Source organism: Actinotalea fermentans (assembly GCF_007991475.1).
Classification (GTDB): domain Bacteria; phylum Actinomycetota; class Actinomycetes; order Actinomycetales; family Cellulomonadaceae; genus Actinotalea; species Actinotalea fermentans.
This window is the reverse complement of sequence record NZ_BJYK01000002.1, coordinates 77,644-99,958: the sequence shown is the minus strand read 5'-3', so window position 1 is coordinate 99,958 and position 22,315 is coordinate 77,644. Positions and strand designations below refer to the sequence as shown.

The 22,315-nt window shown below is 75.2% G+C and carries 20 protein-coding genes; 16 read left to right on the top strand and 4 right to left on the bottom strand.

Annotated features, from left to right (window positions below):
* Positions 1 to 48: 48 nt before the first annotated feature.
* The 5 genes from AFE02nite_RS06885 (at position 49) to AFE02nite_RS06865 (ending at position 8,044) form a co-directional block, all read left to right on the top strand.
* Positions 49 to 1,923 (top strand): ABC transporter ATP-binding protein, encoded by a 1,875-nt coding sequence (locus tag AFE02nite_RS06885; protein WP_146819328.1) that lies wholly within the window; start codon positions 49 to 51, stop codon positions 1,921 to 1,923.
* A 113-nt stretch (positions 1,924 to 2,036) separates the two neighbouring features.
* Positions 2,037 to 3,947, top strand: coding sequence for a translational GTPase TypA (gene typA / locus AFE02nite_RS06880; RefSeq protein ID WP_034248570.1), 1,911 nt, complete (start codon positions 2,037 to 2,039; stop codon positions 3,945 to 3,947).
* The gene (mshB, locus tag AFE02nite_RS06875; RefSeq protein WP_146819327.1) at positions 3,944 to 4,927 is read left to right on the top strand and encodes an N-acetyl-1-D-myo-inositol-2-amino-2-deoxy-alpha-D-glucopyranoside deacetylase; all 984 of its coding nucleotides are present in this window, start codon (positions 3,944 to 3,946) and stop codon (positions 4,925 to 4,927) included. Before typA ends, mshB begins: the two co-directional genes overlap by 4 nt.
* A 10-nt stretch (positions 4,928 to 4,937) precedes the next feature.
* A complete protein-coding gene (locus AFE02nite_RS06870) occupies positions 4,938 to 5,336 on the top strand; it encodes a hypothetical protein (protein WP_052113907.1) in 399 nt (132 codons plus the stop codon).
* Positions 5,337 to 5,383: 47 nt separating this feature from the next.
* Positions 5,384 to 8,044: a VanW family protein gene (locus AFE02nite_RS06865; RefSeq protein WP_052113906.1), complete on the top strand. Its 2,661-nt coding sequence runs from the start codon at positions 5,384 to 5,386 to the stop codon at positions 8,042 to 8,044.
* On the opposite strand, the gene AFE02nite_RS06860 is transcribed toward AFE02nite_RS06865, so the two are convergent.
* On the bottom strand, positions 8,041 to 8,271 hold the full coding sequence (locus AFE02nite_RS06860) for a putative acetyltransferase (RefSeq protein ID WP_034247778.1): 231 nt from the start codon (positions 8,269 to 8,271) through the stop codon (positions 8,041 to 8,043). The two genes, AFE02nite_RS06865 and AFE02nite_RS06860, sit on opposite strands and share 4 nt — an antisense overlap.
* A 96-nt stretch (positions 8,272 to 8,367) precedes the next feature.
* On the opposite strand from AFE02nite_RS06860, the gene fdxA reads away from it, so the two are divergent.
* The 3 genes from fdxA (at position 8,368) to AFE02nite_RS06845 (ending at position 11,374) form a co-directional block, all read left to right on the top strand.
* The gene (gene fdxA, locus AFE02nite_RS06855; RefSeq protein ID WP_034247777.1) at positions 8,368 to 8,694 is read left to right on the top strand and encodes a ferredoxin; all 327 of its coding nucleotides are present in this window, start codon (positions 8,368 to 8,370) and stop codon (positions 8,692 to 8,694) included.
* Between the two features lie 8 nt (positions 8,695 to 8,702).
* Positions 8,703 to 9,830, top strand: a complete 1,128-nt coding sequence (gene dapC, locus AFE02nite_RS06850) for a succinyldiaminopimelate transaminase (RefSeq protein ID WP_034247776.1) — start codon at positions 8,703 to 8,705, stop codon at positions 9,828 to 9,830.
* Between the two features lie 245 nt (positions 9,831 to 10,075).
* Positions 10,076 to 11,374 (top strand): citrate synthase, encoded by a 1,299-nt coding sequence (locus AFE02nite_RS06845; RefSeq protein ID WP_034247775.1) that lies wholly within the window; start codon positions 10,076 to 10,078, stop codon positions 11,372 to 11,374.
* Positions 11,375 to 11,387: 13 nt separating this feature from the next.
* Here the strand turns inward: AFE02nite_RS06845 and AFE02nite_RS06840 are convergent, their stop codons facing one another.
* Together AFE02nite_RS06840 and dapD are read right to left on the bottom strand one after the other, a co-directional pair.
* Positions 11,388 to 12,434, bottom strand: a complete 1,047-nt coding sequence (locus AFE02nite_RS06840) for a hypothetical protein (protein ID WP_146819326.1) — start codon at positions 12,432 to 12,434, stop codon at positions 11,388 to 11,390.
* Positions 12,435 to 12,446: 12 nt separating this feature from the next.
* The gene (dapD, locus tag AFE02nite_RS06835; RefSeq protein WP_146819325.1) at positions 12,447 to 13,436 is read right to left on the bottom strand and encodes a 2,3,4,5-tetrahydropyridine-2,6-dicarboxylate N-succinyltransferase; all 990 of its coding nucleotides are present in this window, start codon (positions 13,434 to 13,436) and stop codon (positions 12,447 to 12,449) included.
* A 77-nt stretch (positions 13,437 to 13,513) separates the two neighbouring features.
* Here dapD and dapE point away from each other — a divergent pair, with 77 nt between their 5' ends.
* From dapE to AFE02nite_RS06805, 6 genes are all read left to right on the top strand, one after another.
* Positions 13,514 to 14,629: a succinyl-diaminopimelate desuccinylase gene (gene dapE, locus AFE02nite_RS06830; RefSeq protein ID WP_052114012.1), complete on the top strand. Its 1,116-nt coding sequence runs from the start codon at positions 13,514 to 13,516 to the stop codon at positions 14,627 to 14,629.
* Positions 14,630 to 14,673: 44 nt separating this feature from the next.
* Positions 14,674 to 15,558 (top strand): LOG family protein, encoded by an 885-nt coding sequence (locus AFE02nite_RS06825; RefSeq protein WP_052114013.1) that lies wholly within the window; start codon positions 14,674 to 14,676, stop codon positions 15,556 to 15,558.
* Positions 15,559 to 15,560: 2 nt separating this feature from the next.
* The gene (gene folP, locus AFE02nite_RS06820; protein ID WP_052114014.1) at positions 15,561 to 16,499 is read left to right on the top strand and encodes a dihydropteroate synthase; all 939 of its coding nucleotides are present in this window, start codon (positions 15,561 to 15,563) and stop codon (positions 16,497 to 16,499) included.
* Positions 16,496 to 17,761: a hypothetical protein gene (locus AFE02nite_RS06815; RefSeq protein ID WP_146819324.1), complete on the top strand. Its 1,266-nt coding sequence runs from the start codon at positions 16,496 to 16,498 to the stop codon at positions 17,759 to 17,761. Before folP ends, AFE02nite_RS06815 begins: the two co-directional genes overlap by 4 nt.
* Positions 17,762 to 17,854: 93 nt before the next feature.
* Positions 17,855 to 18,022, top strand: coding sequence for a DUF3117 domain-containing protein (locus AFE02nite_RS06810; RefSeq protein WP_146819323.1), 168 nt, complete (start codon positions 17,855 to 17,857; stop codon positions 18,020 to 18,022).
* A gap of 36 nt (positions 18,023 to 18,058) precedes the next feature.
* Positions 18,059 to 19,603, top strand: coding sequence for a leucyl aminopeptidase family protein (locus AFE02nite_RS06805; protein ID WP_146819322.1), 1,545 nt, complete (start codon positions 18,059 to 18,061; stop codon positions 19,601 to 19,603).
* A 19-nt stretch (positions 19,604 to 19,622) separates the two neighbouring features.
* Here AFE02nite_RS06805 and AFE02nite_RS06800 read toward each other — a convergent pair whose 3' ends face one another.
* Positions 19,623 to 20,255, bottom strand: a complete 633-nt coding sequence (locus AFE02nite_RS06800; protein WP_146819321.1) for an O-methyltransferase — start codon at positions 20,253 to 20,255, stop codon at positions 19,623 to 19,625.
* Positions 20,256 to 20,537: 282 nt separating this feature from the next.
* On the opposite strand from AFE02nite_RS06800, the gene sigE reads away from it, so the two are divergent.
* Complete coding sequence (gene sigE / locus AFE02nite_RS06795) at positions 20,538 to 21,149, top strand: RNA polymerase sigma factor SigE (protein ID WP_052114112.1); 612 nt, start codon at positions 20,538 to 20,540, stop codon at positions 21,147 to 21,149.
* Positions 21,146 to 22,141, top strand: a complete 996-nt coding sequence (locus tag AFE02nite_RS06790) for a hypothetical protein (protein ID WP_034249398.1) — start codon at positions 21,146 to 21,148, stop codon at positions 22,139 to 22,141. Before sigE ends, AFE02nite_RS06790 begins: the two co-directional genes overlap by 4 nt.
* Positions 22,142 to 22,315: the final 174 nt, after the last annotated feature.

Below are 22,315 nucleotides of genomic sequence, written 5' to 3'. Positions count from 1 at the left end.
TGAGCGAGGTCCCGCGCCGATGCGGCGCACGTCACGAAAGGGCACGGCGTGGTCACTGACGCAGCCGCCACCAAGGCACCGATCCTCGAGGCCCGTGGGCTCGGCGTCGACTTCTTCGTCGAGGGCGAGTGGTACCCCGCCGCCATCGACATGGACTACGACGTCCGCCCGGGCGAGGTGCTCGGCATCGTCGGCGAGTCCGGGTCCGGCAAGACCCAGTCGTCGATGTCGCTCATCGGGCTCCTCCCGCAGAACGGCCGTGCCCGCGGGTCGGCGAAGCTCGCCGGCAAGGAGCTCGTGGGGCTGACCCACAAGCAGCTCTCGCACATCCGCGGCAAGGAGGTCGCGGTCATCTTCCAGGAGCCGATGACCGCCCTGAACCCCGTCTACACGATCGGCTTCCAGATCGTCGAGACGCTGCGGACGCACTTCGACATCGGCCCGCACCAGGCCCGCGAGCGCGCCATCGAGCTGCTGCGCCTGGTGGACATCCCGGACCCGGCCCGCTCGGTCGACAAGTACCCGCACCAGCTCTCGGGCGGCCAGCGCCAGCGGGCGATGATCGCCCAGGCGCTCGCGTGCGACCCGAAGCTGCTCATCGCCGACGAGCCGACGACCGCCCTCGACGTCACCGTCCAGGCCGAGATCCTCAAGCTCATGCGCGACCTGCGCAGCCGCATCGACTCCGGCATCATCCTCATCACCCACGACATGGGCGTGGTCGCCGACCTCGCCGACCGCGTGCTCGTGATGAAGGACGGCCGGATCGTCGAGTCGGGTACCTCCGACGAGATCTTCAACCGGCCGACGCACCCGTACACCCAGCAGCTGCTCGCCGCGGTGCCGCACCTCGGCGCGACGGTCGGCGGGGACGCCGCCCTGGCCGAGGCGGGTGCCTCGGCCCCCATCACGGCGACGGGTGCCGCGACCACCGAGCCGCGGACCGAGCCGACCACCGCCGCGACGGAGAACCTCTTCGCGCTCGAGGCGCGTGACCTGGTGATCGAGTACCCGGGCCGGGGTCGCATCCCCGCCTTCCGGGCCGTCGACGGCATCTCGATGGACATCAAGCGCGGCGAGGTCGTCGGCCTCGTCGGCGAGTCCGGCTCGGGCAAGACGACCGTCGGCCGCGCCGTCGTCGGTCTGCTGCCGGTGACCGAGGGGTCGCTGAAGATCGGCGGCCACGAGATGGTCGGCATCGGCGCCCAGGAGCTGCGCGACCTGCGCCGGAGCGTGTCGATCGTCTTCCAGGACCCGGGCTCGTCGCTGAACCCGCGCCTGCCGATCGGCCAGTCCATCGGCGAGCCGCTCCTGCTCCGCAAGATCGCCCGCGGTGCGGCGCTGAACAAGCGCGTCGAGGAGCTGCTGGACCAGGTCCACCTGGCCAAGAGCATGCGCAACCGGTACCCGCACGAGCTGTCCGGCGGTCAGCGGCAGCGCGTCGGCATCGCCCGCGCGCTCGCGCTCAGCCCGAAGCTGCTGGTCGCGGACGAGCCGACGTCGGCCCTCGACGTGTCGGTGCAGGCGAAGGTGCTCGACCTGTTCCAGGAGCTGCAGCGCGAGCACGGGTTCGCGTGCCTGTTCATCAGCCACGACCTCGCCGTCGTCGAGATCCTCTCCAGCCGCATCGCGGTGATGCACAACGGCAAGCTCGTCGAGCAGGGCGCGCGGGACCAGATCCTGCGCTCGCCGCGCGACCCCTACACGCGGCGACTGCTCGCCGCGGTGCCCGTGCCGAACCCCGCCGAGCAGAAGATCCGTCGCGAGACCCGCGACCGGCTGCTCGAGGAGGAGCTGGTCAAGGCCGGCGTGCACCGCGCAGAGCCGGTGGACCGGTCCGACGTCGAGCGTGCCGAGAACGCCATGCAGGCGGAGACGATCACCCGCGGGACGACCCGTCAGGTCGGCCCCGGGGGTCAGTGAGACCGGCGCTTCGGCGCCCACGGCGTTCCGACGGCGGTCGGCGGGTAGAATCACCCGTCGGCCGCCGTCGTCCGTCTCCGGTCCATTCCCCCTCGAACGAGAAGAGTCCTCCTATGGCCGTGCGCGCCGACCTGCGCAACGTCGCGATCGTGGCGCACGTGGACCACGGCAAGACCACCCTCGTCGACGCCATGCTCTGGCAGTCGAACGCCTTCGGGGCGCACGCGCACGTCGCCGAGCGCGCCATGGACTCCGGTGACCTGGAGCGCGAGAAGGGCATCACGATCCTCGCCAAGAACACGGCGATCCGGTACACCGGACCGGCCGCGGCGGCGGTGGGGCAGCCCGACGGCGTGACGATCAACGTGATCGACACCCCGGGCCACGCCGACTTCGGCGGCGAGGTCGAGCGCGGCCTGTCGATGGTCGACGGGGTCCTGCTGCTCGTCGACGCGTCGGAGGGGCCGCTGCCGCAGACGCGGTTCGTGCTCCGCAAGGCGCTCGAGGCCCAGCTGCCCGTCGTGCTCGTCGTCAACAAGGTGGACCGGCCCGACGCGCGGATCGGCGAGGTCGTGCACGAGGCCACCGACCTGCTGCTCGGCCTGGCCTCCGACCTGCACGAGGACCACCCGGACCTCGACCTCGACGCGGTGCTCGACGTGCCCGTCGTGTACGCCTCGGCGAAGGCCGGCCGCGCGTCCCTCGAGGCGCCCGCCGACGGCACCCTGCCGGACAGCCCGAACCTCGCGCCCCTGTTCACCACGCTCCTCGAGCGCATCCCGGCGCCGACGTACGACGAGGCCGCGCCCCTGCAGGCGCACGTGACCAACCTCGACGCGTCGCCGTTCCTCGGCCGCCTCGCCCTGCTGCGCATCCACAACGGCACGATCCGCAAGGGCCAGAACGTCGCCTGGGTCCGCGCCGACGGGACGACGTCGAACGTCCGCATCACCGAGCTGCTCGCCACCCGGGCCCTCGAGCGGGTCCCGACGGCGGAGGCCGGGCCGGGCGACATCGTCGCCGTCGCGGGCATCGCGGACATCACGATCGGCGAGACGCTCGCCGACCCGGACGACCCGCGGCCGCTGCCCCCGATCACCGTCGACGACCCCGCGATCGCGGTGACGATCGGCATCAACACGTCCCCGCTCGCCGGCAAGGGCGGCAAGGGGCACAAGGTCACGGCGCGCCAGGTCAAGGACCGCCTCGACGCCGAGCTCGTCGGCAACGTGTCCCTGCGCGTGCTGCCGACCGACCGCCCCGACACCTGGGAGGTCCAGGGCCGCGGCGAGCTGGCCCTGGCGATCCTCGTCGAGCAGATGCGCCGCGAGGGCTTCGAGCTCACGGTCGGCAAGCCGCAGGTCGTCACCAAGACGATCGACGGCGTCCGCCACGAGCCGATGGAGCACCTGACGGTCGACGTGCCGGAGGAGCACCTCGGCACGGTCACGCAGCTCCTCGCCGCGCGCAAGGGCCGCATGCTGACGATGGCGAACCACGGCACCGGCTGGGTCCGGATGGAGTTCATGGTGCCGGCGCGGGGCCTCATCGGCTTCCGGACCAGGTTCCTCACGGAGACCCGCGGCACGGGCATCGCGGCGTCGATCGCGGAGGGCTACGAGCCGTGGGCGGGCCCGATCGAGGCGCGCGCCACCGGCTCCCTCGTGGCCGACCGGTCCGGCGTCGTGACCGCGTACGCGCTCATCCAGCTCGCCGACCGCGGCTCGTTCTTCGTCGCGCCCACCGAGGACGTGTACGAGGGCATGGTCGTCGGCGAGAACAGCCGCAACGAGGACATGGACGTCAACGTCGCGCGCGAGAAGAAGCTGACCAACATGCGCTCGTCGACCGGCGACGAGCTCGAGCGCCTCACCCCGCCGCGCCGCCTGACCCTCGAGGAGTCGCTGGAGTTCGCCAGCGACGACGAGTGCGTCGAGGTGACCCCGGAGATCGTGCGGATCCGCAAGGTGGTGCTGGGCCAGGAGGAGCGCGGCAAGCTCGCGGCCCGCGCCAAGCGGGCGTGACCTCCGCGTCCGACGGCGCCCGGGGCGGCCCAGCCGGCCCGCGGCTCCTGGCCGTGCACGCGCACCCCGACGACGAGACGCTCAGCACGGGTGCCCTGCTCGCCACGTGGGCGGCGTCGGGCGCCCCGGTGACGGTGGTGACCTGCACCCGGGGTGAGCGGGGCGAGGTCATCGGGCCCGCGCTCGCGCACCTGGAGGGCGACGGGCCCGCGCTGGCCGCGCATCGTGAGCGGGAGCTGGCCGCGGCGCTGGCGGCGCTCGGTGTGCGGGACCACGTCTGGCTCGACGCCGTGCCTGCGGCTGCGGCTGCGCGCGACGGTCTCGACCGCTACGAGGACTCGGGCATGGTCTGGTCCGCCCCGGGCCGCGCGGGCGCCGCGCCGGACTCCGGGCCGGCGGCCTTCGCGCGCGCCGACCTCGACGCGGCGGCCCTGCGTCTCGCCACGCTCCTGCGCGAGCGCCGGCCCGACGTCGTCGTCACCTACGAGCCGGGTGGCGGCTACGGGCACCCGGACCACGTCCGGGCCCACGAGGTGACCATGCGCGCGCTCGCGCTGGCCGGGACTGCGACGCCGTCGGGGCTGCCGATCGCGCCGGTGGTCCTGTGGGCCGCCGTCGACGCCGCGGAGCTCGCGACGGCCGTCGACGAGCTGACGGCCCTCCTGCGCGACGGCGGGGACGCGCCCGGGGACCTTCACCTGCCCGGGCCGGACCGCGAGGCTCCCTCGGTGGCCGTGCCGTCCGAGGCGGTCGCGCTACGGGTCGACGTGCGCCCGGTGCTCGACGCCGTGGTCGGCGCACTGCAGGCGCACGCCACGCAGGTCCAGGCCATCCGCACCTGGCCGGTCGCGACCGGGGCGAGCATCGGCTGCCTCGCCCTGAGCGACGGCGTCCGGCAGCCGCTCCTGTGCCAGGAGTCCTACCGGCTCGCGGCGGGCGACGCCACGCGCGTGGCCTGGCCCGACGGCATCACCCGATAGCCTGGCGCCCGTGTCCAGCCCCGTCGCACCAGGCCGCCCCGCGTCCGCGTGGCACGTGCTCGGCAGCGTGGCACTCGGCCTGGTGGTGGGTGTCGTGGGGACCGGTGTGCACCGAGCCAACGACCCTTGGGGGCTCGTCCTCGCGTACGGGACGGTCCTCGCCGCGGCCGTGCTCACGCGCGCGTGGGGGCGCGCACGGGCGATGGTCGCCTACACGCTCGCCCTGGCGGCCATGGTGCTGGCCATGGGCTTCGTGCGGCCCGGTGGTGACGTGCTCATCACCGACGAGGGCATCGGCTACGCGTGGCTCGCCGCTCCCGCGCTGGTGCTCGTGGTCGCCGTGCTGCCGGCGCGCTGGTTCAGCGATCAGCCCCGGGTCGGGCGTCGGGACCCGGAGCAGCCCTCGTAGAATCTCCGCGGCGGGTCCAGCCCGCCGTGGCTCAGCAGGGGAGACGCATGACCGACCGGCCGGACGAGGTCCTCGACGATGCGCGCACGGACGACCCCGGGCCCCTCGGGTCCGCGGACGAGGGCCCGGACGTCGCGGAGTCGGACGCGGCGGCGGACGGCGCTGAGGCGGCCGATGGCGCCGGGGTGACCGACGGCGAGGAGGCCGACGGCGCTGAGGTACCCGACGGCGCTGAGGTGCCCGATGGCGCCGAGGCGGTCCCGGCCGAGCCCGAGAGCACCGACGAGGACGGCGAGGCGCCCGACACGGAGGCCGGAGCCGAGGCCGAGGCCGAGGCCGGGCCTGAGGCGGAGACGACCGTCGAGCCCGTGGTGGTCGACGAGTCGCTCCCGGCCGAGCCGGTCGGTCAGGCCGACTCCGCCGAGCGCGCGGCTGACGAGCCGGTCGAGGGCGAGCCCGTCGTCGATGAGCCGGTGGTGGACGAGCGGGTCGTCGACGAGCCGCTCGCGGACGAGCCGGTCGCGGACGAGCCGGTCAGCGACGAGGTCGTGCCCGTCACTGCGGACGTCGCCGCGCCGACGCCCGAGGAGCCCTCGGCGGGGGAGGTGAGCGACGCGCCGGACTGGCTGGCCGACCGCGCGGCCTTTGCCGAGCGCCAGCGCGAGTGGGCTGCCGGCGATGCCGAGAGCACCGCCGTCGTGCCGCCGCTGGAGGACACGGGGTCCGCCGCCACGGAGCAGGAGACGGGCGAGCCGACCGACGAGCCGATCGACGAGCCGACGGACAGCGCCGACGTGGCAGGTCCGGTCGACGCGGTCGAGCCGGCCCCCCCGGCGGACGCCGCGACGACCATGGTGCTGCCGCCGCCGCCCGTGGTCGCGCCGCTCGGGGACGTCACGCCCGACGAGCCCGCCCACCGCGCAGAGCACGTGCTGCCCGGCGAGCACCCGCACCGCTCGGAGCACCCGCACCGCGCGGACCACCAGCACGGCACCGAGCGGGCGGGCGTGCAGGAGGCCCCTCGGCGGCGCCGTCGCCGTGGCCTGGTCGCGCTCGCCGTGAGCGCCGTCGCCCTCGTCCTCCTCGCCGGCGCCTACGTCGGCGCCCTGTGGCTCTGGTCCGACCGGGTGCCGCCCGGGACGACGGTCGCCGGCGTCGACATCGGCGGTCTGTCCGCGGACGACGCCGTCGCGACGCTCGACGAGCAGCTGCGTGCCGCCACGACCGAGGATCTCGAGGTCTCGGCCGGCGACCTGCGCACCGCGATCCCGCCGGCCGCGGCCGGCCTCAGCTTCGACGCCCGGGCCACCGTCGAGTCGGCCACGGGCTTCGGCCTGGAGCCGTCCCGGCTGTGGGCGCAGCTCTTCGGGGCGGACGCGGTCGCACCGGTGAGCGACGTCGACCGGGCAGCGCTGGAGCACGCGCTCGAGGACGTCGTGGAGACCCTGTCGGTGCCGCCGGTCGACGGCGGGATCCAGGTCGTCGACGGGACCGCCCAACCGTCACGGGCGACCGAGGGCGTGGCGCTGGACGTCCCCGCGGCCGTGGAGCTCCTCGCCACGTCGTGGCTGACCCAGGCCCGCCCGATCGAGCTGCCCACCACGGTGGACCCGCCCGACGTCGACGACACCGACGTCCAAGAGGCCCTGTCGACCCTCGTGGAGCCGCTGCAGTCGGCTCCCGTCCGGGTCGAGGTGGCGGGCCAGACGGCGGAGCTGCCCACTGACGTCCTGAGCTCGGCGGCGTCGTTCGTGCCCGAGGACGGCGAGCTCGCGCTCGTCATGGACGGCACCGTGCTCGTCGACGCCGTCGTGGTCCGCACGACGAACCTCCTCACGGCGGCCGAGGAGCCGACCTTCACGTTCGACGCGAACGGCCCGGTGATCGTGCCGGGGGCGCCGGGCACGACGCTGGACCCCGACGCGCTCGCGGAGGCGGTCGCCGCGGCGGCGACCACCACGGGCGACCGCACCGCTGCCGTGGAGCTCGTCGAGGCCGACCCCGCGGAGTCCGTGGCGGAGCTCGAGGCCCTCGGCATCTCCCAGATCGTCAGCGAGTTCAGCACGCCGCTGACCAGCGAGCCGCGCCGGACCCAGAACATCGCGAACGGCGCGTCGAAGATCAACGGGATGTTGATCCGGCCGGGAGAGGAGTTCAACCTCGGCGACGCGCTCGGACCGCTGGACGCCGCTCACGGCTACGTGCAGGCGGGCGTGATCCTCAGCGGCCAGCACACCGACGCCTGGGGCGGTGGCCTGTCGCAGATGTCCACCACCACCTACAACGCCGCGTTCTTCGCGGGGTACGAGCTCGTCGAGCACCAGGCGCACAGCGAGTGGTTCCGCCGGTACCCGGAGGGCCGCGAGGCGACGATCTTCACGCCGCAGATCAACATGCGCTGGCGCAACAACACGCCGTACGGCGCCCTCCTGCAGTCCTGGGTCGCGGACGGGCGCGTGTACGTGCGCGTGTGGAGCACGCCCTACTACACGGTCGAGACGACGACGAGCGGCCGGTCGAACGTCGTGCAGCCGACGACGGTCTACTCCCAGTCGCCGACCTGCGAGGGCCAGTCGGCGGGCAACCCAGGCTTCACCGTGACCGTGACCCGCACGGTGTTCCTCGACGGCGTGCAGCAGAACCACGAGTCCTGGACCACGCGCTACAAGCCGCAGAACGCGATCGTCTGCGGGGGGCCGCCCGCCTAGGCCTGGTCGTGGTGCGTCCGCCGCGGGCGGGCCGGCGGGACGATCTTGCCGATGGCGATCTCCGCCGCGGTGACGCGCACGTCGCCGGCGCGGGTGCGCACCAGGACGCCGTCTGGCCCGGTCTCGAGCAGGTCGCCGAGCACGTCCCCGAACATCCCGTCCGGCAGGCGTCGCCGGACGACGACGCGCACCCCGAGCGGCCAGGTCGTCCACAGTGCGTCGTCCACAACGCTCCTTCGTCCGCGCGTCGGCCACCGCACAGGTGCGACGCCGTCCGTGGGGGATACTAGGACGCGACCCACCCGGCAGTCGGAGGACCACCCGTGACCTACGTGATCGCCCAGCCCTGCGTCGACGTCAAGGACAAGGCGTGCGTCGAGGAGTGTCCCGTCGACTGCATCTACGAGGGCAAGCGCTCGCTGTACATCCACCCCGACGAGTGCGTGGACTGCGGCGCCTGCGAGCCCGTGTGCCCGGTCGAGGCGATCTACTACGAGGACGACGTCCCCGAGCAGTGGAGCGAGTACTACAAGGTGAACGTCGAGTTCTTCGACGTCCTGGGCTCGCCCGGCGGCGCCGCGAAGCTGGGCGAGATCGACCGCGACCACCCGATCGTCGCGGCGCTGCCCCCGCAGGCCGGTACGGCCTGAGCCCTCGCGTGGGCTTCCATACGGCCTCGCTGCCGGACTTCCCCTGGGACACGCTCGCGCCGTACGCGCGCACCGCGCGTGCGCACCCCGACGGCATCGTCGACCTGTCGGTCGGCACCCCGGTCGACCCGACGCCGGAGCCCGTCCGCGCCGCCCTGGCGAGCCACGCGGACGCGCCGGGCTACCCGACGACGCACGGCACGGCCGCGCTGCGTGAGGCCGCGTCCGCGTGGCTCGCCCGGCGACGGCGCGCGCCCGGCGTGGACCCGGCCGCCGTGCTGCCGACGATCGGCTCGAAGGAGCTGGTCGCTGGCCTGCCGTCGCTGCTCGGCCTCGGCGCCGGTGACGTCGTCGTGCACCCCGAGGTGGCGTACCCGACCTACGACGTCGGCGCGCGGCTCGCGGGTGCGCAGCCGCTCCCCGCGGACGACGTCGCGGCGTGGGCCGGCCGGGGCGACGTGCGGCTGGTCTGGCTGAACTCGCCCGGCAACCCCACGGGTCGCGTGCTCGGCGTCGAGCAGTTGCGGGCCGTTGTCGCGGCGGCGCGGTCGATCGGTGCCGTCGTGGCCTCGGACGAGTGCTACGGGCTGCTCGCCTGGACGCAGCCCTGGGCGAGCGAGGGCGTGCCGAGCATCCTCGACCCGCGCGTGTGCGACGGCGACCACACCGACCTGCTGGTGGTGCAGTCGCTGTCCAAGCAGTCCAACCTCGCCGGCTACCGCGCGGGCTTCGTGGCCGGGGACCCGCGTCGCGTCGCGGCACTCCTCGAGGTGCGCAAGCACGCCGGGATGATGCTGCCCGGGCCCATCCAGGCGGCCGCTGCCGTCGCCCTCGCCGACGACGCGCACGTGGACGCCCAGGTCGAGCGGTACCGCCGGCGCCGGACGGCGCTGCTGGGGGCGTTCACGGCGGCAGGCTTCGAGGTCGACGGGTCTGACGCGGGCCTGTACCTGTGGGTGCGGGCCGCCGGCGCGGGGCAGGACTGCTGGCAGACCGTCGCCGACCTCGCCGACCAGGGAATTCTCGTCGCGCCCGGCTCGTTCTACGGACCGGCGGGTGTCCGCCATGTCCGGGTCGCCCTGACGGCGTCCGACGACGCGGTGGCCCGGGCGGTCGCCCGCCTCGCCGGCGCCTGAGGTCGGACCGGGCTGGAGATTGACCAGCTCATGAGATCAGGGACACCGAGTGTCGCCGTCTGCTTTACTGTCGCTTGACCTCTTGTGAGGGTGTCCGTCGGGAGCCCGCATGGGGGGCCGCCGGTCCTCACCCCCGGGGCCGGGCTGCGTTAGGCAGGTAACCGCTCGCGCGAGTACCTTTCTCGCACACCTTGGCACGACGGCGGCCGGGTCTATCGCCCCGCGCCGGTCAGAAGGAGGAGGGCATGACCCAGACGACCACCGGTGCCGTGGAGCTCCGTGTCGACGAGAAGGCCCTGGAGCTCCCGCGCATCCCGGCCACGCTCGGCAACGACGGGATCGGCGTGTCCGCCCTCCTCAAGGAGACGGGCGTCGTCACCTACGACCCCGGCTTCATGAACACCGCGTCTGTCGAGTCCGCGATCACCTACATCGACGGTGACGAGGGCGTCCTGCTCTACCGCGGCTACCCGATCGAGGAGCTCGCGGCGCACTCGAGCTTCCTCGAGGTGTCCTACCTGCTCACGCACGGGGAGCTGCCCAAGCACGGCCAGCTCGAGGGCTGGGTCGAGCGCGTCGAGCGCCACACGCACCTGCACGACAACTTCAAGGCCCTCATCGGCGCGTTCCCCGCGAACGCCCACCCGATGGCCGTCCTCTCGAGCGCCGTGTCCGCCCTGCCGGGGTACTACCCGGAGAGCGTCGACCCGTTCGACCCCCAGACCGTCGAGCTCGCCACGGTCCTCCTGCTGGCCAAGGCCCCGACCATCGCCGCCTACGCCCATCGCCGGGCGCTGGGCCAGCAGATGATCGGCCCGCACCGCGGCATCGGCTACGTCGGGGACTTCCTGCGCATGGCCTTCCAGCCGAACGGCGCCCTGTACGAGGTCGACCCCGTCATGGTGAAGGCCCTCGACCTGCTCCTCATCCTGCACGCCGACCACGAGCAGAACTGCTCGACGTCGACCGTCCGGATCGTCGGGTCGAGCCACGCCAACCTCTACGCGTCGGTCTCCGCGGGCATCAACGCGCTCTCGGGCCCCCTGCACGGCGGCGCCAACGAGGCGGTGCTGCGGATGCTCACCGAGATCCGCGACTCCGGCGGCGACGCGAGCGACTTCATGCGCCGGGTCAAGGACAAGGAGGCCGGCGTCCGCCTCATGGGCTTCGGCCACCGCGTGTACAAGAACTACGACCCGCGCGCCGCCATCGTGAAGAAGATGGCCGACGAGGTGCTCTCCAAGCTGGGCAAGCGCGACGACCTGCTGGACATCGCCATGGGCCTGGAGGACATCGCCCTCAACGACGACTACTTCATCGAGCGCAAGCTCTACCCGAACGTGGACTTCTACACGGGCCTGCTCTACAAGGCGATGGGCTTCCAGACCCGCATGTTCACGCCGCTGTTCGCCGTCGGGCGGATGCCCGGCTGGATCGCCCAGTGGCGGGAGATGATGAAGGACCCGGCCACGAAGATCGGCCGCCCCCGCCAGGTCTACGTGGGCCCGCAGCGGCGCAGCTACACCGAGCTCGAGGACCGCTGACCCACGCGGCGGGTCACTGCGCCGGCGGCTCCGTGCGCAGCAGCACCGTCGCGTCGGCGAGCGGTGCGGCGTCGGCGGGCCGAGGGTGCCAGACGGCGCCCCGGTCCCAGACCATCGTCGCGTGCTCGACGGCGGCCACGTGCGCGCCGTCGGCTGCTGCGACGGCCCAGTGGGCCACGCCCCACGCGAGCCGGGCCGCCAGCTCCGGGTCCTGCGGCGCCAGCGGCGTCACGTCCACGAGCACGCCCTCGGGCGTGACGGTCGCAGTCAGGCCCAGGTCCCGCTGCACGCGGGCGACGATGGCGTCCGCGTCCGCGGCGCCCGACGCGTCCAGCGCGTCGAGCTCGCACCGCACGGCCCCGGCGGCGAAGCCGTAGAGCGCGTTCGCCCACGCCCGGGCACGCGCCTCGTGCTGGGCGTAGGCGTCCGGGAACGCCGAGCGCTGGACGGCCTGCGCCGCCTCGGTCACCGCCATGTCCTGGTAGCCGTCGACGCGCAGGAGCGCGTCGAAGAACGCGTTCGTCGAGTACACCGGGTCCAGGATCTGCTCCTGCGTGCCCCAGCCCTGCGACGGTCGCTGCTGGAAGATGCCGAGCGAGTCGCGGTCGCCGTGCTCGATGTTCGCCAGGTCCGACTCCTGCAGCGCCGTCGCGAGGGCGATCGTCAGGGCCCGCGGCGGGAGTCCACGCGCCAGCGCCTGGCCGGCGATCAGGGCGGCGACGTCGGCCTGCGCGGGGTCCAGGTACCAGTCCGTGCCGTCGAGCGTCGCGGCGCAGCGGCTCGGCTGCGTCGGCGACCCGTCCTGGCCCAGGAACGAGGCGACCCCCAGCGCACCACCCACGACGACGCCGCCGAACACCACCAGGGCGACGACGACGCGCAGCAGCCTCCGCAGGCCGCGGCGCGGACGGCGCGGTCCGGCCGGGGGGCCCGACGCCGTCCGGCCCGCCGCCGGTGGGCGCGCGGCCGCCGGGCGCGGTGCCGCGGGCGGCGTGCGCGAGCCGCTGACCGGCTCGAACGGCGCGCCCGACCGGCGGACGGGGGTGGGACGGGACGGCATGCGCGGGGCCCGTCAGTTGGCGTGCAGGTCCGGGTTGAGCTCGATCCCGACCCCCGGTCGCGGCACCGCCTCGACGGCGCCCGTCTGGGAGTGGCGCCGGAAGAGCAGCCCGTCGCGCCCGGAGAGCTCGCGCGCGGCGACGACCTGCGGGGCGTCGCCGGAGCCCTTCGCCGGCAGCAGCGTCACCTTGGTGCCGGCCGTGACGTACAGGCCCGCCTCGATCACGCAGTCGTCGCCGAGCGAGATGCCCAGCCCGGCGTTGGCGCCCACCAGCGACCGCCGGCCGATGGAGATCGTCACCTTGCCGCCGCCGGACAGGGTCCCCATGATCGAGGCCCCGCCGCCGATGTCGCTGCCGTCGCCGACGACGACGCCCTGGGAGATCCGCCCCTCGACCATCGAGACCCCGAGGGTGCCCGCGTTGAAGTTCACGAAGCCCTCGTGCATCACCGTGGTGCCCTCGGCGAGGTGCGCGCCGAGCCGCACGCGGTCCGCGTCGGCGATCCGCACGCCCGTGGGCAGCACGTAGTCCACCATCCGCGGGAACTTGTCGACGCCGTAGACCGTCAGGGCGCCGCCCGACGCGCGGACCCGGCCGCGGACCTCCTCGAACCCCTCCGGCGCGCACGGCCCGCGGTCCGTCCACACGACGTTCGGCAGGACGGCGAAGACCCCGTCGAGGTTCAGCCCGTGCGGGCGCACGAGCCGGTGCGAGAGCAGGTGCAGGCGCAGGTAGGCGTCGGCGGTGTCGGCGGGTGGGGCGTCGAGGTCGATCTCGACGGTCACGACCTGCGTGACGACGCCGCGGACGTCGTCGGTGCGGGCGGCCCGCTCGACCAGGGCGAGGCTCGCCCGGTCGGCCTCGGCCGCGGTCGCGTCGTCGTGCGGACGTGCGCCCAGGGCGGGCCGGGGGTACCAGACGTCGAGCACGCCGCCCGCGTCGGTGACGGTGGCCAGGCCGTGGCCCCAGGCCGTCCGTGGCTGGCTGACGGGGGCGGTCATGTCGCCAGCCTAGGGTCCGGTGACCGCACCGCAGGCAGACCCGCCGCAGGGTGGGACGTCCTCGCTAGGGTCGGCGCATGGCCGACGTGAGCGCCCTGCCCGACCGTCCCGACGAGCTCGACCTGTCGGGGGACCTGGTCGACCTCGTGCGGGCCATCTGCGACATCCCGTCCGTGTCGGGCGAGGAGGCGCGGCTCGCGGACGCGGTCGAGCGGGCCCTGTGCGCGCTGGGCCACCTGACGGTCCTGCGCGACGGCGACGCCGTCGTCGCGCGCACCGACCTGGGCCGGGCCGAGCGCGTCGTCGTCGCGGGGCACCTCGACACCGTGCCGGTCGCGGCGAACCTGCCGACGAAGCTGGTCGGGGAGGGCGAGGCCGCCGAGGTCTGGGGCCGGGGCACCGTCGACATGAAGGGCGGCGTCGCGGTGCAGCTCGCGCTCGCGGCGGCGCTGACCGCGCCGACGCGCGACGTCACGTGGGTCTTCTACGACCAGGAGGAGGTCGAGGCCGAGCGCAACGGGCTCGGCCGCCTGGCCCGCACGCGACCGGAGTGGCTCGCGGGCGACGTCGCGGTGCTGTGCGAGCCGACGTCGGCCGGCATCGAGGGCGGCTGCAACGGGACGCTGCGCGCCGAGGTGCACCTGCACGGGGTCGCCGCGCACTCCGCGCGGTCCTGGCGCGGGGTCAACGCGGTGCACGCCGCGGCGCCGGTCCTGGCGACGCTCGCCGCCTACGCACCGCGCGTCGCCGAGGTGGACGGCCTCGCGTTCCGGGAGGGCCTGAACGCCGTGGGCATCCGGGGCGGCATCGCCGGGAACGTCATCCCGGACGCGTGCGTGGTCACCGTGAACTACCGGTTCGCGCCGGACCGCTCGCCCGAGCAGGCGGAGGCGCACGTGCGGGAGGTGCTCGCCGGGTACGACGTGCGCATCGTCGACGTCGCCGGTGGTGCGCGCCCGGGGCTGGACCGGCCCGCGCTGGCCTCCTTCGTCGAGGCGGTGACCGCCGCCTCCGGGCGCGTGCCCGCCGCCAAGCTCGGCTGGACGGACGTCGCGCGGTTCGGCGAGCTGGGCATCCCGGCGGTCAACTTCGGCCCGGGTGACCCGCTCCTCGCGCACGCCGACGACGAGCGCTGCGCCGTCGCGCACCTGACCGCCTGCTACGAGGGGCTGCGCGCCTGGCTCGCCGGCTGACCGGCGCGGCGTCCTTCGGTCCACGGACCTCCTAGAGTCGGTCCATGAGCACGGAGCACGGCCCGGTGGCCGACGACCCTCGCCGCACCTACCGGAAGGGGCCCGTGATGCTGCGCGGCCACCAGGTGCCGCGGACCACGTCCGACCAGCGCCTGCTGGCGCCCAACAACGACACGTCCTGGCTGAGCGGCGACCCCTGGCGCGTGATGCGGATCCAGAGCGAGTTCGTCGAGGGTTTCGGCGCGCTCGCCGAGGTCGGCCCCGCCGTCAGCGTGTTCGGTTCGGCGCGGACCAAGCCGCTCGCCCGCGAGTACGCGATCGCGATGGAGGTCGGCAAGGGGCTGGCGGAGGCCGGCTACGCCGTCATCACCGGTGGCGGACCAGGGATCATGGAGGCCGCGAACCGTGGCGCGCACGAGGCGGGCGGGCTCTCGGTGGGCCTCGGCATCGAGCTGCCGTTCGAGCAGTCCATGAACGAGTACGTCGACCTCGGCGTGAACTTCCGGTACTTCTTCGCGCGCAAGACGTGCTTCGTGAAGTACTCGCAGGGCTTCGTGGTGCTCCCCGGGGGCTTCGGCACGTTCGACGAGCTGTTCGAGTCGCTCACCCTCGTCCAGACGCACAAGGTCACCGAGTTCCCCATCGTGCTCGTGGGCAGCGACTACTGGCGGGGGCTGCTCGACTGGCTGCGCGACTCGGTCGTGGCGCACGGGAACATCCACGAGGTCGACCTCGACCTCATCCGGCTCGTGGACGACGCGGAGGAGGCGGTGCACGTGGTGCTCGAGCGCGGCGCCGAGCTCGCCGCGGAGGAGCGGGCCGCGGTCGCGGCCAACGCCCAGGCCGAGCAGGCAGCCGAGCGCGCGTCGGAGCCGGCGACCCCGTCGGTGCCGCCGGTGCCGGGCGACGCGTCGCTCAACGGCTGGTGACGATGCCCGCCGGCGCTGCGGGCCGCGAGGGTGTCCCGCGCAGGGGCGTGCCGCTGCGCCTGCGCGGCCGCGTGCTGGCGCCGGACCGGCCCGCGGTGATGGCGGTCGTCAACCGGACGCCCGACTCCTTCCACATCGCCTACGACCACGACGACGCGGCCCGGGCCGCCGTTGCCCGGGCCGTCGCCGAGGGCGCCGACCTGGTCGACATCGGCGGGATCCGGGCCGGACGCGGGCCGGAGGTCGACGCCGCGGCCGAGATCGAGCGGGTCCTGCCGCTCGTGCGCTGGGTGCGCGCCACGTACCCGGACCTGCCCATCAGCGTGGACACGTGGCGGGCGGAGGTCGCCGAGGTGGTGCTCGACGCCGGTGCGGACCTCGTCAACGACACGTGGGCGGGCCACGACCCGCGGCTCGTCGAGGTGGCGGGGGTGCGCGGGGCCGGGGTCGTGTGCTCGCACACCGGCGGGCTGCCGCCGCGGACGGACCCGCTGCGCCCGCAGTACCCGCTGCGCGACCCCGCGCCGGGGGCGGACGGGCGGGACGGCGTCGTGCAGGACGTCCTGGCGACCGTGCGCGCCTCGGCCGAGCGGGCCGTCGCGGCGGGGGTGGCGCCCGACTCGGTGCTCGTCGACCCGACGCACGACTTCGGCAAGTCGACGTGGCACTCGCTGCACCTGACGCGGCACACCGCCGACCTGGTCGAGCTCGGGTACCCCGTGCTCATGGCGCTGTCCCGCAAGGACTTCGTCGGAGAGGCGCTCGGGCTGCAGGTCGACCAGCGGCTCGAGGGCACGCTCGCCGCCACGGCGGTGGCGGCCTGGCTCGGTGCGACCGTCTTCCGGGCGCACGACGTCCTCGCGACGCGGCGCGTGGCCGAGATGGTCGCGGTGCTGCGCGAGGACCGGCCACCGACGCGCACGGTGCGCGGACTGGCGTGAGCCCGGCCGACGTCGGCGGCGTGCGCGCCCGGGTGCGCCGCCGGAGCGTGGCGGGGCCGGGCTGGCCCCACGCCTGGTGGGCACGCGTGCTCCTCGTCTGGCTGGGGGCGCGGGCCCTGTCCGCCCTCACCTTCCTGGTGGTCGCCCGCACGCAGGAGGCCACGCCCTGGACCGACGCGGCGCCGTCGTACGCGCAGTACACGGGACTGATGTGGGACGCGTCCTGGTACCGGCAGGTGGCCGAGGCGGGCTACCCGGCGGGACTGCCGCACGGGCCCGACGGCCAGGTCACCCAGAGCGCCTGGGCGTTCTTCCCGCTCTTCCCGATGCTCGCCCGCGGCCTCATGTCGCTCACGGGCGGGTCGTGGGAGGTCGTGGCGCCCACCCTGGCGCTGCTGCTGGGGACGGCGGCCGCGCTCGTCGTGCACCAGGTCCTGGCCGCTGCGGTCGAGCGCGGGCCCCTCGCCGGGACGGACGTCGGCCGGCGGCTGCCCCTGGCCGGCGTGGCCGTGCTCGGCCTGATCGGTGCGGCCCCGGTGCTGCAGGTGGCGTACACGGAGTCCCTCGCGCTGCTCGTGCTGGCCGGCGTGCTCTGGTGCCTCGTCGAGCGGCAGTACCTGCTCGCGGCCGTGCTGGCGCCGGTGCTCGGCCTCACCCGGGCCGTCGCGCTGCCCGTCGTCGTCGCCGTGGCCGCGCACGCCGTCGCCCGGCACCGCGCGGCCCGGGCCGACGGCGTCGCGCCGCGCCCGGGGGAGTGGCTCGCGATGGCGGCGCTCGCCGGGACGGCCGGCCTCTCGGGCTTCCTGTGGCCGCTGCTGGTGGGGCTGCGCACCGGCTCGCTCGACGCCTACACGCAGGTGCAGTCGGCCTGGCGCGGGCGCGGCGAGGTGGTGCCGCTGCTGCCGTGGGTCGACGTCGCCCGCTACTTCGCGGGCGCGTGGTGGCTGCCGGCGCTCGTCGTCGTGGTCGGTCTCGGCGTCCTGGTCGTGGCGACCCGGCCGCTCCGCCTGCTCGGGCCGGAGCTGTGGGGCTGGACGGCGGGCTACCTCGCCTACCTGCTCGTCGCGATCGAGCCAGGGACGTCGCTCGTGCGGTTCCTCGTCCTCGCGTTCCCGATCGCCGCCGTGCTGGCCCTGCTGGCGCTGCGGGCCGCCCGGTGGCGGGCTGCACTCGCGGTGCTGCTCGTCGTCGCCGCGCTCTCCCAGGTGGCCTGGGTGGCGACGGTCTGGCGCCTCGTCCCACCGTCGGGCTGGCCGCCGTGACGGGTGAGCGGGTGAACTAGACTGATCTCGGACATCGGCCCGCAGGCGCCTCGCGCTCGGGACCGGACGCGACCGACGAGGAGGACACGGCTGATGGCTGCGATGAAGCCGAGGACCGGGGACGGGCCGCTCGAGGTCACCAAGGAGGGCCGTGGCATCGTCATGCGCGTGCCGCTCGAGGGGGGCGGCCGCCTGGTCGTGGAGCTCAGCCCGGCTGAGGCGAGCGAGCTCGGCGAGGCGCTGACCGCCGTCGTCGGCTGAGTCTGCGACGGCACCGTGGCCCCATCCCACCGTGGCGTGACCACCGTCGTGGTCACGGCCGCCGACCTGCCGGCCGTGACGACCCTCGCCGGCGACGTGGCGACGTCGGACCTGCTCACGCAGGGCCTCGACGCGCTCCTCGTCCCGGTGGCGCCCGCGGCCGCTGACGCGGACGAGGGGGACGGCGTGCAGCCGCGCGCCGGTGCGACGGAGGCGGCCGTCCGGTACGGCATCGACCTCGGCGACCTGGCCGAGCGGGTGCGGGCGGACGGCTCGGCGGGCAGCGTGCACACGATCCAGCTGCCCCGGGGCGCCGGCGACGCCGCGCTGCCCTGGGCCGGCCTGCCGCCCCGCCTGGTGCTCGTGGGCACCGGCGCCGGGACGCCCGTCGCGCTGCGGCGCGCGGGTGCGGCCGTCGCGCGCGCGACCACCGGCCTGGGCCGGGTCGCGACGACCGTCGGCTCAGGGAGCGACGACGGGGCCCGCGCGTTCGTCGAGGGCTACCTGCTGGGCGCCTACCGGCACCCCAGCGCTGCGACCGGGGCACCCCCGCCCCCGCCGGCCGCGGAGCTCGTGCTCCTCGGCGACTACCCCGACGTCGAGGCCGTCCGGGTCCACGCCGCCGCCAGCTGGACCGCGCGCGTGCTCGCGGTGACGCCCTCGAACATCAAGTCCCCGGCGTGGCTCGCCGAGCAGGCAGTGGTCGCCGCCGGGCAGGCCGGCCTGACCACGGACGTGCTCGGGCCGGCGGAGCTCGCGGCGGCGGGCTTCGGCGGCATCGTCGCGGTGGGCGCCGGGTCGGCCAGCCCGCCGCGCCTCGTCGTCGTGCGCTACGTCCCGCCGGGGGGCGGCGGGCGGCACGTCGTCGTCGCGGGCAAGGGCATCACCTACGACACCGGCGGCCTCGCGATCAAGCCGCGCGAGTCGATGGTCGCCATGAAGACCGACATGACCGGGGCGGCCGTGGCGCTCGCCACCGTCCTGGGTGCGGCGGCGCTGCAGGTGCCCCACCGGGTGACCGCGCTGCTGCCGCTCGCCGAGAACGCCTTCGGGGCGTCCTCCTACCGCCCCGGTGACGTCGTCACGGTGTTCGGCGGGACGACGGTGGAGGTCGCGAACCCGGACGCCGAGGGCCGCATGGTTCTCGCGGACGCGCTGGCGTACGCCGCCGCCGAGCTCGAGCCGGACGTCCTGGTGGACGTCGCCACGCTGACCGGGGCCGCGACGCTCGGCCTCGGCAAGCAGCACGGCGCGCTGTTCACGCCCGACGACGACCTGGCCCGCGCCCTGACCGCGGCGGGGGAGGCGGCCGGCGAGCCCCTGTGGCGCATGCCGCTCGTGCCCGAGTACGAGAAGTCGCTGGACTCCGACGTCGCCGACGTCCGGCACGTCGCCGGACCGGGCGCGGGCGCCGGAGCCGTGACCGCGGCGCTGTTCCTGCAGCGCTTCGCCGGCGGGCGCACCTGGGCGCACCTCGACATCGCCGGGCCGGCGCGGGCCGCCAAGGCCGCGCACGAGCTGCCCGAGGGCGCGACCGGGTTCGGTGCGCGGGCCCTGCTCCGCTGGCTCGCGGACGCCTGAGGGCGAACGCGCGAGGCCGTCAGCGCTTGGCGGCCACCAGGACGCCGTCGCCGCTCGGCAGCAGCGCCGGGACGACGCGCTCGTCGTCGCGCAGGCGCCGGGCGACCTCGCGCAGGGCCGTCGTCACGTCGTCGCGCCGGGCCGGGTCGGGCACGCGGTCCCCGGCGAGGGCGTGCACGACGACGAGCACCCCGCCCGGCCGCAGGATCCGCAGCGCCTGCTCGACGTGCTCGGTCAGGTCGAGCGGGTCGTCGGCGGCCACGACGAGGTCGTAGGCCGCGTCGGCGAGCCGGGGGAGCACCTCGAGCGGGCGGCCGGTGATCGTCCGGATCCGGGTGGGTCGGACTCCGGCCTCCGTGAACGCCTCACGTGCGGCGCGCTGGTGCTCCGCCTCGGTGTCGATGGTGGTCAGGACGCCGTCGGCGCTCATCCCGCGCAGCAGCCACAGCCCCGCGACGCCCGCGCCGGTGCCGATCTCCACGACGGCCGTCGCGCGCGTCGCCGCCGCGAGGGTGGCCAGGAGGGCGCCCGTGCCGGCGGAGACCGTGTCCGCGCCGAGCTGGTCCGCGCGGTCCGCCGCGCGCAGCAGCGCGTCGTCCGTGGGGACGAAGGCCTCGGCGTGGGCCCAGCTCGCAACCTTGTCGCTGATGATGTCCTCCGATCCGCCGCCACGATGCTAGCGCCGGATCGCCGCGGACGCGGGAACACGGCGGGGCCCCGGCTCGTTGGTCATCTCGACAGCTGTCGAGGACACTGGTCGCGCGGGCGAGCGCCCGCGGGGAGGAGAACCGTGGGACGTCGACCGTGGCGCGCCGGTGGCGCAGCACAACCGACGCCGTCCGCGCACGCTCCCGGGGCACCGGTGGGCACCTCCGGACCGTCCGCCGCTGTCCCCGGCTCTGCGTCCGCCGTCGGGGACGCCGACCCGGTCGACGTGCCTGCCGGGGACGCCCCCGCCGGGCACGTGCCCGGCTGGGAGGAGATCGTCACCGAGCACTCCGCCCGGGTGTACCGCCTGGCGTACCGGCTGACCGGCAACCGGCACGACGCCGAGGACCTGACCCAGGAGACCTTCCTGCGGGTGTTCCGGTCCCTGAACACGTACTCGCCCGGCACCTTCGAGGGCTGGCTGCACCGCATCACCACGAACCTCTTCCTGGACCAGGTGCGCCGCAAGCGCCGGGTCCGCATCGACCCGTGGGGCGACGAGACCGAGCGGCTGCCGGCGGCGTCCTCGTCCACCCCGGAGCGCGGCTTCGAGCACGCGAACCTCGACTCCGACGTGCAGCGCGCGCTGGACGCGCTGCCCCCGGAGTTCCGGGCCGCCGTCGTGCTGTGCGACATGGAGGGGCTGTCGTACGAGGAGATCGGCGTGACGCTGGGCATCAAGCTCGGCACGGTCCGGTCCCGGATCCACCGCGGCCGGGCGCTGCTGCGCGAGTCCCTCGCGCACCGCGCGCCCGAGCACCTGCGAGCGGCGGCACCGGCCCGCACGGCCGGCTCCGAACCCGAGGTCGTCGGCGTCGTGGGGGTCACCCGGCCATGACGCACCTCGGCACGCAGATCAGTGCTCTCGCCGACGGCAGGCTCACCGGGGCCGCGCGCGAGCGGGCGCTGTGCCACGTGGCGGCGTGCGGGCCGTGTGCCGAGGAGCTCCGCGCGACGCGTGCCGCACGTGAGGCGCTCGCCGCCGCCGCCGACGTCGCACCGGCACCCGACCTCGCGTTCCGTCTGCTCGCGCTCGGCTCGACCGATGCCTGCCCGATCGACACGGCACCGCGCGGCGCCGCCCGTGCTGACACCGCGCCGGCACTCGGCGGGGGCCCCGTCCTCGGCGACGCCGTGGGCTTCGGTGCGGAGCCCTTCGGTGGGGGGCGGCTCGGTGGGGGGCGGCTCGGTGGCTCCGTGCTGGCCGGTGGCGCGGGCGCGCGGCCCGTACCCGTCCGGACCGTGGCCGTGCTCGGGGTGGGGGCGGCCGTCGTCGGTCTCTTCCTGCTCGGCGACGTCCGCGACGTCTCGCCGGACAGCCACCCCGCGGCCGATCTGGCGCTCCTCGCCGCGGCCGGCTCGGCCGGTGGCGGCACCGTCGCGGTCAGCGCGGCCGAGTCGACGACGGTGCCCGCCGTCACGGGCACCGACGTCGACCCGGGCGCGCTCGAGGCGGCCTGGCCCGGCGGCGTCCTCCCCGAGGGCTACACGGCCGTGGCGACCCACGCCGACGCCGGCTGGGCCGAGCTCGACCTGGACGGCCCGGTGGGCGCCGTCGTCGTGCAGCGGCAGGCCGGGCACCTCGACGACGACCTCGCGGCCCAGGTCCCGAGCGTGACGATCGGCGACCACGAGGTGCACGTGCTCTCCGACGTCCCCTGGCACGCCGTCTGGCAGTCCGGGGACGCCGTCGTCGGCGTGATCGCGGCGCACCGCTCGCGTGCGGTGGACGCGCTGGTCGCCGCCTACCCGCACGAGCAGGTCGACGGCGGGATCGCTGCGCGGATGTCGCGCGGCTGGCAGACAGTGGTTGGAGCATGGGCCCCGTGAGTCAGTCCGACCCCTTCGCGCCGCCGTCGCACCGTCCGGCCGCGACCGAGAACGCAGGCCCGAGCAGCCCGCCTGCAGGCGCGCCAGCCGGCGCGCCTGCGCCGTCCCCGACACCGGAGTCCGAGCCGGCCCCGGCGCCGGAGGCCGAGCCGGCCCCGGCGCCGCCGACGACCG

Coding starts and splice junctions, on each gene's coding strand:
- typA (WP_034248570.1), top strand. CDS start 2,037: ATGGCCGTGCGCGCCGACCTGCGCAACGTCGCGATCGTGGCGCACGTG.
- AFE02nite_RS06865 (WP_052113906.1), top strand. CDS start 5,384: ATGACCGACCGGCCGGACGAGGTCCTCGACGATGCGCGCACGGACGAC.
- AFE02nite_RS06845 (WP_034247775.1), top strand. CDS start 10,076: ATGACCCAGACGACCACCGGTGCCGTGGAGCTCCGTGTCGACGAGAAG.
- AFE02nite_RS06840 (WP_146819326.1), bottom strand. CDS start 12,434: ATGCCGTCCCGTCCCACCCCCGTCCGCCGGTCGGGCGCGCCGTTCGAG.
- dapD (WP_146819325.1), bottom strand. CDS start 13,436: ATGACCGCCCCCGTCAGCCAGCCACGGACGGCCTGGGGCCACGGCCTG.
- dapE (WP_052114012.1), top strand. CDS start 13,514: ATGGCCGACGTGAGCGCCCTGCCCGACCGTCCCGACGAGCTCGACCTG.
- AFE02nite_RS06825 (WP_052114013.1), top strand. CDS start 14,674: ATGAGCACGGAGCACGGCCCGGTGGCCGACGACCCTCGCCGCACCTAC.
- folP (WP_052114014.1), top strand. CDS start 15,561: ATGCCCGCCGGCGCTGCGGGCCGCGAGGGTGTCCCGCGCAGGGGCGTG.
- AFE02nite_RS06810 (WP_146819323.1), top strand. CDS start 17,855: ATGGCTGCGATGAAGCCGAGGACCGGGGACGGGCCGCTCGAGGTCACC.
- AFE02nite_RS06790 (WP_034249398.1), top strand. CDS start 21,146: ATGACGCACCTCGGCACGCAGATCAGTGCTCTCGCCGACGGCAGGCTC.